Raw genomic sequence first — 14,678 nt, forward strand, 5'->3', positions numbered from 1 at the left:
GCAATCTCTTTCAGACGGCCTTTCAAGCCCAAACCGATAAACGTATAAGTTTGCCGCACATACGGTTTGCAGTTGCCGCCGAACCGAATTTGATTTGGCTTGTCAAGACTGGTGTGCCTTTTAGAATTACAGTATATTGTGTTCCGATTATCGGGGTACTACTGTATCTTGTGTTTTTATAAATTCCGGGATGATAGAGATGAATGCAGCGAGCAACCTGAAAGTAACCAAAAGAGACGGTCGTTTGGAGCCTTTGGACCTTTATAAAATCCACCGTGTCATTACTTGGGCGGCGGAAGGTTTGGACAACGTTTCCGTTTCCCAGGTCGAGCTGAAATCGCATATCCAGTTTTATAACGGCATCCGTACCGACGATATCCATGAAACCATCATTAAAGCGGCGGCCGATTTAATTTCACAAGATACGCCCGATTACCAATATCTCGCCGCACGCTTGGCGATTTTCCATTTACGCAAAATTGCATACGGCGAATTCGAGCCGCCGCACCTGTTCGACCACGTTGCCAAGCTCACCGAAGCGGGCAAATACGACCGCCATGTCCTTGCCGATTACAGCCGTGAAGAGTTTGAAGAGCTGAACGATTATCTCGACCACGAGCGCGATATGACTTTCTCTTACGGCGCGGTCAAGCAGCTTGAAGGCAAATATCTGGTGCAAAACCGCGTTACCCGCCAAATCTACGAAACGCCGCAGTTTCTGTATATTTTGGTGGCCATGTGCCTGTTCGCCAAATATCCGAAAGCCACCCGTTTGGATTATGTGAAACGCTTTTACGATGCCGTTTCCACTTTCAAAATTTCCCTGCCTACGCCGATTATGTCGGGCGTGCGCACGCCGACGCGCCAATTTTCAAGCTGCGTGTTGATCGAGTGCGACGACAGCCTCGACAGCATCAACGCCACCACCAGCGCGATTGTGAAATACGTTTCCCAACGTGCCGGTATCGGCATCAACGCAGGCCGTATCCGCGGCTTGGGTAGCGAAATCCGCGGCGGCGAAGCGCAACACACCGGCTGTATTCCGTTTTTCAAAATGTTTCAAGCCGCGGTTAAGTCTTGTTCGCAAGGCGGTGTGCGCGGCGGTGCGGCCACTCTGTTTTACCCGCTGTGGCACATCGAAGTGGAAAGCCTGCTGGTGCTGAAAAACAACCGCGGCGTAGAAGACAACCGCGTGCGCCATCTCGACTACGGCGTGCAAATCAACCGCCTGCTTTATACCCGCCTGATTAAAGGCGGCAACATTACCTTGTTCTCGCCCAACGAAGTACCCGGCTTGTACGAAGCGTTTTTTGCCGATCAAGACCAGTTCGAGCGTTTGTATACGCAATACGAACAGGATCCGAATATCCGCAAACGTTCGCTGCCTGCAACCGAACTGTTTTCATTGATGATGCAGGAGCGCGCCGGTACCGGCCGCATCTACATTCAAAACGTCGATCATTGCAACACGCACAGCCCGTTTGATCCCAAAGTTGCGCCCGTGCGCCAATCCAACCTGTGCTTGGAAATTGCCTTGCCGACCAAGCCGTTAAACGACATTAACGATGAAAACGGCGAAATCGCTTTGTGTACTCTGTCGGCATTCAACTTGGGTGCGTTGGAAAGTTTGGATGAACTCGAAGGCTTGGCCGATCTTGCCGTCCGCGCACTCGATGCCTTGTTGGATTATCAGGATTACCCCGTTAAAGCGGCCAAAGTCGCCACCATGAACCGCCGCACCCTCGGTATCGGCGTGATTAACTACGCCTACTATTTGGCCAAAAACGGTGTGAAATACAGCGACGATTCCGCTATCCCTTTAACCCACCGCACCTTTGAAGCCATTCAATACTACTTGCTCAAAGCCTCGGTGGAACTTGCCAAAGAATTCGGTGCCTGCCCGCTGTTCAACGAAACCACTTACGCGCAAGGCAAGTTGCCGATTGATACCTACAAAAAAGATTTGGATGCCATCTGCCAAGAGCCGCTGCATCTCGATTGGGAAAGCCTGCGTGCCGATATTGTGAAGCACGGCCTGCGCAATTCAACCTTAACCGCCTTGATGCCGTCTGAAACCAGTTCGCAGATTGCCAACGCCACCAATGGCATCGAACCGCCGCGCGGTTTGGTGTCTGTGAAAGCCTCGAAAGACGGTATTTTGAAACAGGTGGTGCCTGAATTCGGCCGTCTGAAAAACCAATACGAACTGCTGTGGCAAATGCCTTCCAACGACGGTTATTTGAAACTTGTCGGCATTATGCAGAAGTTTGTCGACCAAGCCATTTCCGCCAACACCAGCTACGACCCGCAACGCTTCGAAGGCGGCCGCGTACCGATGAAGCAACTGTTGAAAGATTTGCTCACCGCCTACAAATTCGGCTTGAAAACCCTGTATTACCATAACACCCGCGATGGTGCGGACGATACGCAGACTGATTTGCAGGACGACGGCTGCGCGGGTGGGGCTTGTAAGATTTAAGGGGTTTCTTTGTAGATTTAGATATCAAAACTTTTAGGATAAGGGAGTTTAAGTGATTGAGAATATATCTACAATTGCTACTTCAGTCATAACGGCAGGAGCAACAACTTTGATGACAAAGGGAGCGGATGCTCCTGCTCACACATTAAATCTGATATGGAAACAAGTTTTTGGTTCTATGGATTTATGGTTGGAAAAGCAGCAGTTAAAAAGAACAAAAGAGTTGGAGGATTTTGGTAATAGACTGAATGAGAAATTAAAAGAAATTCCGAAAGAGGAGATTCAAGAACCTACATTTAGTGTCTTGGGTCCTGCGATAGAGGCTTCTCAATATTATTTAGAGGAAGAAGAGCTTAGAGAGATATTTGCAAAATTGGTATCAGCTTCTTTTGATGCAAGACAAAATGGTAAGTTGCATAATAGTTTTGTAGATAAAATTAAATCATTATCCTCTCATGATGCCAAACTACTTCAAAACTTAAAAGAATCAATAGAATTGGCTCTGGGTGAATATTATATTGAAGACAATAATAATGCTGGAGAATTTACACTTAGTCCCATAGTTTGTTTAGCTATGGGAGAAGAAAATATAGAGAAAACATCTGTATCAATAGATAACTTAGTACATTTAGGACTGATCCAAGTTGATATGGATAGGCATTTCACAGATGAAGCGAGATATAGAGAGTTTTATTCGATAAATTTATTCGATCACTTAAATCATAATAATCATATTTTATCTAGAAAATTGAAAATAGAAGAACTATTAAAATCATATTCTAAGGAAAGAATTGCTTCAGCTAACCATTGTTCTGTTTCTGATATTGAAAATTGGTTGCAAGATAGAACAGTCAGTTTACGAAAAGGTATTTGTAAATTAACTTCTTTAGGCAAAGTATTTGTTGAAATATGTTGCTGATAATAAATTAATAGATGATTTTATTTTTTAAAGAAAATTAACCATGTCCTGCGAACACCTAGTCATGTCATACAGCACATTCAGCAAAGCAAAAAACGATGCTTTGCTAGAGCCGATGTTTTTCGGCCAGCCGGTGAATGTTGCCCGTTATGACCAGCAAAAATATGAAATTTTTGAAAAACTGATTGAAAAACAACTGTCTTTCTTTTGGCGGCCGGAAGAAATCGACGTGTCGCGCGACCGTATCGATTACCAGAATCTGCCCGAGCATGAAAAGCATATTTTCATCAGCAATCTGAAATACCAAACGCTGTTGGATTCGATTCAGGGGCGCAGTCCGAATGTGGCTTTGCTGCCGTTGGTGTCGATTCCGGAGTTGGAAACGTGGATTGAAACGTGGTCGTTTTCGGAAACCATTCACTCGCGCAGCTATACGCACATTATCCGTAATATCGTGAACGATCCTTCGGTGGTGTTCGATGATATTGTCGATAACGAATACATTATTGCCCGCGCGGAAGATATCGCTTGCTATTATGATGATTTGATTGAATATACCCAATACTACAATCTGTTGGGCGAGGGCGAGCACCGTGTGAACGGCAAGGTGGTTACGGTTAACAAGCGCGAGCTGAAAAAGAAACTGTATCTGTGCCTAATGTGCGTGAATGTGCTGGAGGCGATCCGTTTTTATGTGTCATTTGCCTGCTCGTTTGCTTTTGCCGAGCGCGAATTGATGGAAGGCAATGCAAAAATCATCAAGCTGATTGCGCGTGATGAAGCCTTGCACTTAACCAGCACGCAGCATATGTTGAACCTGATGCGCAGCGGTGCGGACGACCCAGAGATGGCCGAGATTGCCGCCGAATTGGAACAGGAATGTTTCGAGTTGTTTAAAACGGCGGCCACTCAGGAAAAAGAGTGGGCGGAATATCTGTTTAAAGACGGTTCGATGATTGGCCTGAATAAGGAAATTCTCAGCCAGTACGTTGAATATATTACCAATCTGCGTATGGCGGCGGTGGGTTTGAAGCCTGCTTTTGAAGGGGCGAGCCAAAATCCGATTCCGTGGATTAATGCGTGGCTGTCGTCTGATAATGTTCAGGTAGCGCCGCAGGAAGTGGAAATCAGCTCTTACTTAATCGGCCAGATTGATGCTGAAGTGAGCGCCGATGATTTGGGGGATTTCGAGCTTTAAGGCCGTCTGAAAAGATAGTCGTTGCCTTTACCAACAGTGATTCTGACGTTTCGAATGCCTTCGTGATGGATGTACGGGCAGATAGATAATCTGCCTTTGTGCGTAGTTGTGAATAGTGGCAGAGCGTTTTGAATCTGAATATCAGGCCGTCTGAAAGCTTCCGTTTCAAACCGGAATTTCAGACGGCCTCAAGTATCACGGCTGTTTGAGGCCGTCTGAAAGCGAGCTGTGCGAGCTTCGCCAAAACCCGCTAGCTGGTTTCGCTAAAACGAGCTGTGCGAGTTTCGCTAAAGCGAGTTTAGCGAGCTTCGCGAAATATCCCCTAACTGGATTTCGCTAAAATGAGTGATGCAGGCGGGTAGGGAAAATGCAAACCGTCGCACACAAGTGGAATGTCTTTATATATGCCTTTGGTTACCACACGAGACAAAATTTTCGAGCTTCAAGACGGTGAAACGCTGCTGGAAGGGCTGGAGCGTACCGGTCATGAGGTCGAATACCAATGCCGCAGCGGGTATTGCGGTTCATGCCGTCTGAAAATCGTGTCGGGCAGGGTGGAATACGATAATTTTCCGCTGGCGTTTGTGGGCCCGAATGAGGTTCTGCCGTGTTGTTGTCGGGTTACCGAAGCGGTGGAGCTTGATTGCAGGCTGCGTATTGAAGAGCCGGATTTGTTTGATGTGGATCTGTTTGAGGAATAGTTGAAGCTGCGTATGAAAACGCGGCTTTTTTGTTGCTGCTGTTTTGTGTTTGAGGCCGTCTGAAAAGGTTTTAGCAAAGTTCGCTAAAGTTCGCTTTAGCGAAACTCGCACAGCTCGCTTTCAGACGGCCTCAAAGCATATTGCAGCCGTTATGCGGATAGTTGCTCCAGCAAAGCTCTGGTTAGCGCCAGTTGGTTTTTGGAGTTATCCAGCTGGGGGCTGAAGAGGACGAAGCTGTCTTCGGCGCGCTCGTCGAGGGTGGCGATTTTGGCGTAGCGCAGGCTGATGTCTTGGTCGGACAGGACTTCGGCGATATTGGCCAGCAGGTAAGGGCGGTTGACAGCGATGATTTCCAGTGTGTACCAGCCAGGATAGTCGCTTTCGGGTATCAGCTGCACGCCGGGGGCAATCGGCAGGTGGCGGCTGCGGCGGCTGCGGACGGCGGTGCTTTGCGGACTGTGGGTTTGGGTGGTGTCGCAGCCGTGGATGAAGTTGTTGATTTCGGCCTCTAAAGCGCTTTGTACATTGGGGTATTCGCTGCGGTTGTATTTTTCCGGCATGTGTACGATGAAGGTGTCGAGGATGTAGTTGTGTTCGGTAACGAAAGCGCGGGCGGCGAGGATGTCGAAACCTTGATGGCTGAAGATGCGGCACAGGCGGGCAAACAGGCGGGGAGCATTGGGCATGAACACCATCACTTGCAGAGTGGCGCTGTCGAGCAGGCGGCTGCGGACTTGCGGGGATTCGGTTTGGTGGACGAGGTTTGCGGTGTGCCAGAGGATTTCTTGCAGTTCGTGGCGGACGAAATAGGCCGAGCCGAGCGCCTGCCAAAGCTTTTTCTGCTGTTTTTCGGGCGTGCCGGCGCGGTTGAGTTGGTCGACGGCGCTTTGTTGGCGGCGGCTGACCAAGAGATGGCGGCTGCCGCTTTCTCCCGCAAAACGGCGGGCGGCGGCGTGAAACAGGCTTTCGAGCAGGCCGGCTTTCCAGCTGTTCCATAATTTGGGGTTGGTGCCGCGGATGTCGGAAACGGTAAGCAGGTAAAGGGCGGACAAGCGCTCTTGGGTTTGGACGCGTTCGCAAAAATGGCTGATCACGTCGGGGTCTTGGATGTCTTCTTTTTGGGCAACGGCCGACATGAGCAGGTGGTCTTCTACCAGCCAGCACAGCAGCGCGCTTTCTTCTTCGTCGAGGAAATGGTCGGCGGCGAAGCGGCGGGCGTCGGCAATGCCTTCTATGGAGTGGTCGCCGCCGCGGCCTTTGGCGATGTCGTGAAAAAAGGCGGCGAGATAGAGGATGTGTTTTTTCTCGAAAGCGTGCATCAGCGCGGAGGCGAAAGGCAGTTCATGGCTGCGCGAATCCATGGCGAGACGGCGCATGTGGTGGAGCACGGTGAGAATGTGGTCGTCCACGGGGTAGATGTGGAAGAGGTCGTGCTGGAGCAGGCCGACGATTTTGCCCCATGCGGGCAGGTAGCGTTCCAGCACGCCGTAGAGGTTGAGGAAGCGCATCACGCGGGTCAGCCCTTCGCCTTGCTTGAAAAATCCGATAAAGCGGCGGCGGTTTTTAGGGTTGAGGTAGAAGCTGCGGTTGATTTTGCGGGTGGCCGCCCACCATGCGCGCAGGGTTTTGGGGGCGATGCTGGAAATATCGTTGCGGGTTTGCAGAATCTCGATGATTTTGAACAGATGCTCGGGTTGGCGGGCGAAGAGTTGTTTGTCGTACACCGCCACTTGGTTGTCGAGCTGATAGTAGTGGTTGTCGATGCGGTGGACAACGCGCCGTATCAGCGAATACACCCGCCCGCGCAGCATGGGCAGCAGGATGCCGCCTAATTGGGTGAGCGTTTTGCTGGCGCGGTAAAAAGTGCGCATCAGTTTTTCGCTTTTGGCGCGTTGGCTTTCTTCTTGCCAGCCCATGTTTTCCGCTACTTGGGCTTGAAGGTCGAAAATCAGGCGGTCTTCGTTGCGCCCTGCGGCCAGATGCAGCTCGATGCGGATGGTGGCAAGCTGGGTGTGGCTGTTGAGCAGCATGGCGGCTTCGGTGCGGGTAAGTACGCCTTGGCTGATTAAGGTGCCGAGGGGGGCGTCCAAACCTTGTGCTTTGGCGAGCCACAGCATGGTGTGGATGTCGCGCAGGCCGCCGGGGCAGGTTTTGATGTTCGGCTCGAGCACGGCGCCCGTGCCTTGCGATTTGGCGTGGCGCTGCTGCATTTCGAGCAGTTTGGCTTCTATAAAGGAAACGGTGTCGCGCTGGAGATTGATGCGTTTGAGTAATTCGCCGCACAGCTCGCGGTTGCCGTGCAGAAAGCGGGCTTCGAGAAAGGCGGTATCGCCGGTGATGTCTTCACGGGCGCTTTCGCTCAATTCTTCGATGCTGCCGGCTTTGAGGGCGGGGGTAAGCTGCATGTCCCACAGTGCCTGCACGAATGCGGCGGTTTTTTCCTGCTCTTCGGCTGTGAGCGGTTCGGCCGACACCAAAGCCAAATCGACGTCGGAATACGGATACATTTCTCCGCGCCCGAAGCCGCCCGTGGCCAGCAGGCACAGGTTATTTTGCTCGGCGAACAGCGCTTGCCACAATACGGCCAGCATGTCGTCGATGGCTTGGGTGTATTGTTCGAAAAACACCAAAGGGCTGCGTTGGGTGCGGTAGGCTTCGACGGCTTCTTGCTTGCGTTGTTTCAACGTTTCTGCGGCGGCGGGAATCAAGTTGGGGAGCATAGGTATCTCGTGTCGGGTACGGGTCGGTGGAGGTTGGGAATGAATAACTCCGGCCGTCTGAATGTTCAGACGGCCTGATGCGGCTGTAAGCCTGATTATCCGACCGAAGCTCCGTGCTTACAAGACCTGCATATCGTTGCGGCGGCGGGCGTTTCGGACGGAGTGAATCCCGTTATAATGTTGCGCATTCCGTTTATTGATCCGAGCAAGGAAACCGCCATGACCCAAATCCGTTTCAACCGCCAAACGACCCGCGTCAACAATATCTACTGCATCGGCCGCAATTATGTTGACCATATTGCCGAATTGAAAAACGAAACGCCCACCGAGCCGGTGGTGTTTATGAAGCCGAACAACAGCATTCTCAACGACGGCAGCACCATTATCCTGCCGCCGTACAGCCAATCGGTGCATTACGAATGCGAGCTGGTGTTGCTGATTGGTCGCGATTCAGACGGCCTCTGTGATGAAGATTTGTGCGGCATCATAGCCGGATTCGGTATCGGCTTGGACTTGACCGCCCGCGATGTACAAGGCCGTCTGAAAGAAAAAGGATTGCCGTGGACGAAAGCCAAAGGTTTCCGCGGCGCGGCCTGTGTGTCGGATTTTGTTGCTGCCGCCACGCTGCCGCAAGCGCAGGATTGTGCGTTTACCTTGACCGTGAACGGCGAGTTGCGCCAAAAAGGCCACACTTCCCACATGATTTATCCCATCGCCGCCATCTTGCGCGAGCTGGCCGAAAGCTACGGTTTGAAAGCGGGCGACATGGTGTTTACCGGTACGCCGGCGGGCGTGGGCGAACTGCATTCCGGCGACAAACTGGAATTGGATTTGGCAGGCGTGGTGCAGGCGCGTTTTGATGTGGCTTGAGGCCGTCTGAAAAAAAGGAAACAAGATGAAGCCCCAAACCTTCTTTACACTGGCCGCTTCCGTATTGCGGCGTTTGGATATGCTGCTGCCGCCCGAAAGCTCCGAGCCGGATTGGCGCGCGCTGGCCTACCGTTGGCAGAGCATAGGCAGAAAAGGTTTGCTCGAAAGCCTGCCCAATCCGCACACTTTTCCGCTCAAACGCTTGGCGGCGGTCGATAACCAAATGCAAAGATTGATACGCAATACCGAGCAGTTTTTAAACGGACGGCCTGCCAATAATGTGTTGATGACCGGCGCGCGCGGCACAGGCAAATCGTCGCTGGTGAAAGCCTTGCTGCACGAATACGCCGACCGCGGCCTGCGTCTCATCGAAGTCGATAAAACCGATTTGATTACCTTGCCCGCCTTGCTCACCATGCTCGAGCCGCGCCCTGAAAAATACATCGTGTTTTGCGACGATTTATCGTTTGAAAGCGGCGACGAAACCTATAAAGCCCTCAAAACCGCGCTGGACGGCGGCTTGTCGCAGCGTTGCGGCAACGTGCTGGTGTATGCCACCTCCAACCGCCGCCACCTGATGCCCGAGTATATGGACGAAAACCAAGCCTTTACCGGCGAACGCGGCGAAGTGCATCCCAAAGAAGCCATAGAAGAAAAAGTGTCGCTTTCCGACCGCTTCGGTTTGTGGCTGAGCTTTTACCCGTTTGACCAAAACGACTATCTGAAAGCCGTCGAAAACTGGCTGGAAGATTTCGGCCTGCCGTTTGACGAAGCCGCCCGCAAAGCCGCGCTCGATTGGTCGCTCACACGCGGCAACCGTTCCGGCCGAACCGCTTGGCAGTTTGTGTGCGATTGGGCGGGCAGGCCGTCTGAAGAGCGCCGCGTATAAAGCGCGGCTGCCGGATGAATGATTGAACGGGCATGAGAAGGGGATTTTTGCCGTCATTTTTTTGCCACAAAACGTATATTTTTTTACTTTTAAAAACAAACATTAGCGGAAAATCGATAATCTTTGTAAAAAAATAATGTCATTTTTCTGTAAGAAACCGAAGAGCCCGCCGTCTGTTAGGCATGATTTTTTGAATAACGGCATGTTTTACCGCATACCAAGCATATAAAGCGTAGCCGTGCGTATCTTATTTTTTACTGAAAGGAACCCAAATGTTTAAACAATCATTGATCGTTGCCGCCTCTTTATTCGCTCTGGCAGCCTGCTCTCCTTCCAACGAAAGCGCACAAGCCGAACAACCTGTTGCAGAAGCCGTACAAGCCGTGCCGCAAACCCCTGCCGATTGGGAAGTATCCAACGCAACCATCACTTTCCTGAGCAGCAAAATCAACAAACAGCTGAACAGCGTTACCGAGCAATCACGCTTCACCGCCAGCCAAGCCGTGTTGGGTAAAGACGGCGAGTTCAAAATGGAAGTGGATTTGAGCAGCGTAAACACCGGCATCGAAATCCGCGACCAACGTTTGAAAGACTGGGTTTTTGAAACCGCTAAATTTGCCAAAGCCAACGTAACCGGCACCGTAGATGTAGATGCCGTAAGCAAACTGGCCGTAGGCGAAACCATCAACCTGAAACAGCCTTTGGTGTTGGACATCCACGGCAAACAGCTGAATCTGGAAGCCGACTTGGCCGCACAACGCATCAGCGCAGACAAAATCATGGTCAGCACTTTAAGCCCCGTATTGCTCGATGTTAAAGCCATGGACATGGTTGGCGGTGTAGCCAAACTGGTTGAAGTAATGGGCTTGAGCTCTATCGTTGAGCAAGTTCCCGTGTCTTTCAACGCTGAATTTACCCGCAAAGAGTAATCAGGCAGTCTGATAAAATTTCATTCATTCCCTTTCATCGACCACAAGGCCGTCTGAACAACATTTTCAGACGGCCTTGTGGTTTAGTGTTTGAGGATAAGATGGGATTGTGGATTTCAAACGGTATGCTTTGATATTTTGTTTTTTGGAGTTGAAAAATAGATTGCAGTAGGGCGGGCATCTTTGCCCGCCGAGGTACGGCAAGCGTTAAAGGCGGGCAGGGATGCCTGCCCTACATGGATTTGTCGTTTCAAAGGCCGTCTGAAAAAGTTTTAGCGAAACTCGCACAGCTCGTTTTGGCGAAGCTCGCTAAAGCTCGCTTTCAGACGGCCTTTGGTTTGGTGTTTGAGAATAAGATGGGATTGTGGATTTAAAACGGTACGCTTTGATATTTTGTTTTTTGGAGTTGAAAAATAGATTGCAGTAGGGCGGGCATCCTTGCCCGCCGAGGTACGGCAAGCGTTAAAGGCGGGCAGGGATGCCCGCCCTACATGGATTTGTCGTTTCAAAGGCCGTCTGAAAAAGTTTTAGCGAAACTCGCACAGCTCGTTTTGGCGAAGCTCGCTAAAGCTCGCTTTCAGACGGCCTTTGGTTTGGTGTTTGAGGATAAGATGGGATTGTGGATTTCAAACGGTATGCTTTGATATTTTGTTTTTGGAGTTGAAAAATAGATTGCAGTAGGGCGGGCATCCTTGCCCGCCGAGGTGCAGCAAGCGTTAAAGGCGGGCAGGGATGCCCGCTCTACATGGGCTTGCCATTTTAAAGGCCGTCTGAATTTTCAGACGGCCTCATTTCACATCACTCAATCAGTTTTATTTACCCAAAGCACTCAACACTTTGCCAACCACTTCATCAACAGCCATGCTTTGCGCTTCGTTGTCGGTACGCTTGGCGTATTCGACATTGCCTTCTTTCAGAGCGCGGTCGCCGATAACGATGCGGTGCGGAATGCCCAAAAGCTCGGAATCGTTCAGCAACACGCCGGCACGTTCGTCGCGGTCGTCGAGCAGTACATCTGCGCCTTTTGCCTGCAATTCGGCGTAGAGTGTGTCGGCAGCTTCGCGCACGGTATCGGATTTTTTGTAGTTCATCGGCACGATCACCACTTCAAACGGTGCCATCGCATCTGTCCAAATGATGCCGCGTTCGTCGTTGTTTTGTTCGATGGCGGCGGCCACGATGCGGGTGATGCCGATGCCGTAGCAGCCCATTTCCATGATTTGCGCTTTGCCGTTGTTGTCGAGGAAGGTGGTGTTCAGGGCTTTGGAATATTTGTCGCGCAGTTGGAAAACATGGCCGACTTCGATACCGCGTGCCAGTTTCAGACGGCCTTTGCCGTCGGGGCTGGGGTCGCCTTCAACCACATTGCGCAAATCGACAAACTCAGGTTCGGGGCAGTCGCGACCGAAGTTGAAGCCGGTGTAGTGGTAGTCGTCTTCATTGGCACCGATCACGGTATCGGCCAGTTTTTCAACGGCAAAATCGGCATACACTTTGCCTGTGAAGCCGACGGGCCCGAGCGAGCCGCCGTTGGCACCGAAGGCCGTCTGAACGGCGGCTGGGGTAGCCATGGCCAAAGGCGATTTCACGCCGGTGAGTTTTTCGGCTTTGATGTCGTTGAACTCGTGATCGCCGCGCAACAGCAGCAACACCAATTCGCCTTCTTCTTCGCCTTCCACCACGATGGATTTGAGCGTTTTTTCAATCGGCACGTTCAAAAACGCCACCAAGTCGGCAATAGTTTTTACATTCGGCGTGTGCACTTTGGTTAAGGTTGCGGTGGCGGCGGCGCGTTCGCCTTGTTGGGGCAAGGTCGGTGCCAGCTCGACGTTGGCGGCGAAATCGGATTGGTCGCTGTATGCAATCACGTCTTCTCCGCTTTCGGCCAGCACTTGAAATTCGTGCGAGCCGGTGCCGCCGATGCTGCCGGTGTCGGCGGCTACGGGGCGGTAGTTCAAGCCCAAGCGGTTGAAAATGCGGCAATAGGCATCGTACATAGGTTGATAGCCGTCGCGCACCAGCGATTCATAATCGCTGTGGAATGAATAGGCATCTTTCATCACAAACTCGCGTGCGCGCATCACACCGAAACGGGGGCGGACTTCGTCGCGGAATTTGGTTTGGATGTGGTAGAAATTTTTCGGCAGCTGTTTATAGCTGGTGATTTCTTTGCGCACGATGTCGGTAATCACTTCTTCGCAGGTGGGGCCCATACAGAAATCGCGGTCGTGGCGGTCTTTCAGGCGCAGCAGCTCTTTGCCGTAAAATTCCCAGCGGCCGCTTTCCTGCCACAATTCGGCGGGTTGCACCACCGGCATCAGCAGCTCCACCGCGCCGGCGCGGTTCATCTCTTCGCGCACGATGTTTTCCACTTTGCGCAGCACGCGCAAACCCATCGGCATCCATGTGTACAAACCCGAAGCATTGGCTTTGATCAGGCCTGCGCGAAGCATTAGTTTGTGGCTGACGAGGGAGGCTTCGGCAGGGGCTTCTTTTAAGGTGGAAATGAAAAATTGACTGGCTTTCATGATGTGGTTTCGCGTGAAAAATAAAAACCGCTATTTTAACGCAATGCGGACTTTTCGGCAGGGGTTTGAGCGCGGATTGGCAGGCGGAATGGCGGGAAGGGAAAAGGAATGGAAATTTCGAGTGTGAAGTAGGGGGAGCGTGGTTGTTGAATAAAGGCCGTCTGAAAAACCTTAAAAGTGTTTTCAGACGGCCTCGATAGCTGATCCGCTCGATGCTTGGGATTGATGCGGACGTTGTTATTGTTGGTGCAGCTTGTTAACGTATTCGACTTCTTCGCGGCTGCCCATCACCACCGATACGCGCTGGTGGAGGCCTTCGGGTTGGATGTCGAGCATGTTTTGAACGGTGTTGTTGCTCGCGCCGCCCGCCTGTTCCAAAATCAGGCTCAAGGGATTGGCTTCGTACATCAGGCGCAGTTTGCCGGGTTTGCCCGGATCGCGCGTGTCTTGCGGATACATAAACACGCCGCCGCGCATCAGGATGCGGTGGATTTCGGCCACCATCGAGGCCACCCAGCGCATATTGTAGTTTTTGCCGCGCACGCCGGTGTCGCCTGCTAAAAGCTCGCCAATGTATTGTTGCATGGGCGGGAACCAATGGCGCTGGTTCGACATATTGATGGCAAATTCTTTGGTTTGCGCGGGTACGCTTGGGTTGGTTTGCGTTTGTACGAATTGGCCGTCTGAATCGAGCGTGAACACAAACACACCGTGTTTTAAGGTAAACACCAGCTGGGTTTGCGGGCCGTAGAGCACATAGCCGCTGCCCACCTGTTTGCGGCCTTTTTGCAGGAACGATTCGGTAGCCAGCGCGCCTTCGGGTTTGGCGAGAATGGAGAAAATGGTGCCGACGGAAATGTTAACGTCGATATTGGAAGAGCCGTCGAGCGGGTCGAACAGCACCAAGTAGCCGCCGTTTTCATTGCAGGCGACAAAAGTGTCTTCTTCTTCGCTGGCCAAGCCCGCTACGTTGGGGTTGGCGGTTAAAACGTGAACCAGTATATCGTTGGCGATAACGTCCAGTTTTTTCTGGTCTTCGCCCTGTACATTGCCCGTGCCGGCTTCACCCAAAATGCCGGCCAGCGCACCTTGGCGCACTTTGCCGTTGATTTGCGCGCACGCGGCGACGACGGATTCCAACACGCTGCCCAAAGCGGCGGGAATGTGGTTGGTTTGCAGATGCTGGGGAAGGAATTGCGATAAGGTGGTCATATTTTCTCACTTTGCTGATGGGTTTTCAGACGGCCGCATGGCGAAAAAGACATTATATTTTATTTTGCCTGTTTGGCTAAAGAGGCCGGAGCGTTGCGCTTTCAAGCAGGCAGCTGAAATCCGGGTTTGGCAGGCGCATTTTTAAATCTTGTAATAAAGCAACTTTGTCTGCATATTAGTGATTACAATACCGAAAATCCGGCATCGGCACCGGCCGCATTTTTCAGACGGCC

At 51.6% G+C, this 14,678-nt stretch carries 12 protein-coding genes; 9 read left to right on the forward strand and 3 right to left on the reverse strand.

The window, feature by feature from the left end:
* The first annotated feature begins 199 nt into the window (after positions 1–199).
* The 4 genes from nrdA (at position 200) to yfaE (ending at position 5,297) form a co-directional block, all read left to right on the forward strand.
* Positions 200–2,479, forward strand: a complete 2,280-nt coding sequence (nrdA, locus tag CKV66_RS06015; protein WP_085363237.1) for a class 1a ribonucleoside-diphosphate reductase subunit alpha — start codon at positions 200–202, stop codon at positions 2,477–2,479.
* A 52-nt stretch (positions 2,480–2,531) separates the two neighbouring features.
* Positions 2,532–3,398, forward strand: coding sequence for a DUF4393 domain-containing protein (locus tag CKV66_RS06020; RefSeq protein ID WP_143773794.1), 867 nt, complete (start codon positions 2,532–2,534; stop codon positions 3,396–3,398).
* A 64-nt stretch (positions 3,399–3,462) separates the two neighbouring features.
* Complete coding sequence (nrdB, locus tag CKV66_RS06025; protein ID WP_036494980.1) at positions 3,463–4,596, forward strand: class Ia ribonucleoside-diphosphate reductase subunit beta; 1,134 nt, start codon at positions 3,463–3,465, stop codon at positions 4,594–4,596.
* 404 nt (positions 4,597–5,000) lie between these two features.
* A complete protein-coding gene (gene yfaE / locus CKV66_RS06030; RefSeq protein WP_085363287.1) occupies positions 5,001–5,297 on the forward strand; it encodes a class I ribonucleotide reductase maintenance protein YfaE in 297 nt (98 codons plus the stop codon).
* A gap of 149 nt (positions 5,298–5,446) precedes the next feature.
* On the opposite strand, the gene glnD is transcribed toward yfaE, so the two are convergent.
* Entirely contained in the window at positions 5,447–8,017 is a 2,571-nt protein-coding gene (glnD, locus tag CKV66_RS06035) for a [protein-PII] uridylyltransferase (RefSeq protein ID WP_085363239.1), read from the reverse strand.
* A gap of 219 nt (positions 8,018–8,236) precedes the next feature.
* Between glnD and CKV66_RS06040 the strand changes: the two genes are divergently transcribed.
* From CKV66_RS06040 to CKV66_RS12175, 5 genes are all read left to right on the forward strand, one after another.
* Positions 8,237–8,887, forward strand: a complete 651-nt coding sequence (locus CKV66_RS06040) for a fumarylacetoacetate hydrolase family protein (protein ID WP_085363288.1) — start codon at positions 8,237–8,239, stop codon at positions 8,885–8,887.
* Positions 8,888–8,912: 25 nt separating this feature from the next.
* A complete protein-coding gene (locus tag CKV66_RS06045; RefSeq protein ID WP_085363240.1) occupies positions 8,913–9,776 on the forward strand; it encodes an ATP-binding protein in 864 nt (287 codons plus the stop codon).
* A gap of 272 nt (positions 9,777–10,048) precedes the next feature.
* Positions 10,049–10,705, forward strand: coding sequence for a YceI family protein (locus CKV66_RS06050; RefSeq protein WP_085363241.1), 657 nt, complete (start codon positions 10,049–10,051; stop codon positions 10,703–10,705).
* A 236-nt stretch (positions 10,706–10,941) separates the two neighbouring features.
* Entirely contained in the window at positions 10,942–11,079 is a 138-nt protein-coding gene (locus CKV66_RS12170) for a hypothetical protein (protein WP_157739151.1), read from the forward strand.
* A 117-nt stretch (positions 11,080–11,196) separates the two neighbouring features.
* Entirely contained in the window at positions 11,197–11,349 is a 153-nt protein-coding gene (locus tag CKV66_RS12175) for a hypothetical protein (protein ID WP_157739152.1), read from the forward strand.
* Positions 11,350–11,517: 168 nt separating this feature from the next.
* Here CKV66_RS12175 and CKV66_RS06055 read toward each other — a convergent pair whose 3' ends face one another.
* Together CKV66_RS06055 and CKV66_RS06060 are read right to left on the reverse strand one after the other, a co-directional pair.
* The gene (locus CKV66_RS06055) at positions 11,518–13,233 is read right to left on the reverse strand and encodes a proline--tRNA ligase (protein ID WP_085363242.1); all 1,716 of its coding nucleotides are present in this window, start codon (positions 13,231–13,233) and stop codon (positions 11,518–11,520) included.
* Between the two features lie 237 nt (positions 13,234–13,470).
* Complete coding sequence (locus tag CKV66_RS06060; protein ID WP_085363243.1) at positions 13,471–14,445, reverse strand: class 1 fructose-bisphosphatase; 975 nt, start codon at positions 14,443–14,445, stop codon at positions 13,471–13,473.
* Between the last annotated feature and the right edge of the window lie 233 nt (positions 14,446–14,678).

The organism is Neisseria zoodegmatis (assembly GCF_900187305.1).
Lineage (GTDB): Bacteria > Pseudomonadota > Gammaproteobacteria > Burkholderiales > Neisseriaceae > Neisseria > Neisseria zoodegmatis.

Coding starts and splice junctions, on each gene's coding strand:
- nrdA (WP_085363237.1), top strand. CDS start 200: ATGAATGCAGCGAGCAACCTGAAAGTAACCAAAAGAGACGGTCGTTTG.
- nrdB (WP_036494980.1), top strand. CDS start 3,463: ATGTCATACAGCACATTCAGCAAAGCAAAAAACGATGCTTTGCTAGAG.
- yfaE (WP_085363287.1), top strand. CDS start 5,001: ATGCCTTTGGTTACCACACGAGACAAAATTTTCGAGCTTCAAGACGGT.
- glnD (WP_085363239.1), bottom strand. CDS start 8,017: ATGCTCCCCAACTTGATTCCCGCCGCCGCAGAAACGTTGAAACAACGC.
- CKV66_RS06040 (WP_085363288.1), top strand. CDS start 8,237: ATGACCCAAATCCGTTTCAACCGCCAAACGACCCGCGTCAACAATATC.
- CKV66_RS06045 (WP_085363240.1), top strand. CDS start 8,913: ATGAAGCCCCAAACCTTCTTTACACTGGCCGCTTCCGTATTGCGGCGT.
- CKV66_RS06050 (WP_085363241.1), top strand. CDS start 10,049: ATGTTTAAACAATCATTGATCGTTGCCGCCTCTTTATTCGCTCTGGCA.
- CKV66_RS12170 (WP_157739151.1), top strand. CDS start 10,942: ATGGATTTGTCGTTTCAAAGGCCGTCTGAAAAAGTTTTAGCGAAACTC.
- CKV66_RS12175 (WP_157739152.1), top strand. CDS start 11,197: ATGGATTTGTCGTTTCAAAGGCCGTCTGAAAAAGTTTTAGCGAAACTC.
- CKV66_RS06055 (WP_085363242.1), bottom strand. CDS start 13,233: ATGAAAGCCAGTCAATTTTTCATTTCCACCTTAAAAGAAGCCCCTGCC.
- CKV66_RS06060 (WP_085363243.1), bottom strand. CDS start 14,445: ATGACCACCTTATCGCAATTCCTTCCCCAGCATCTGCAAACCAACCAC.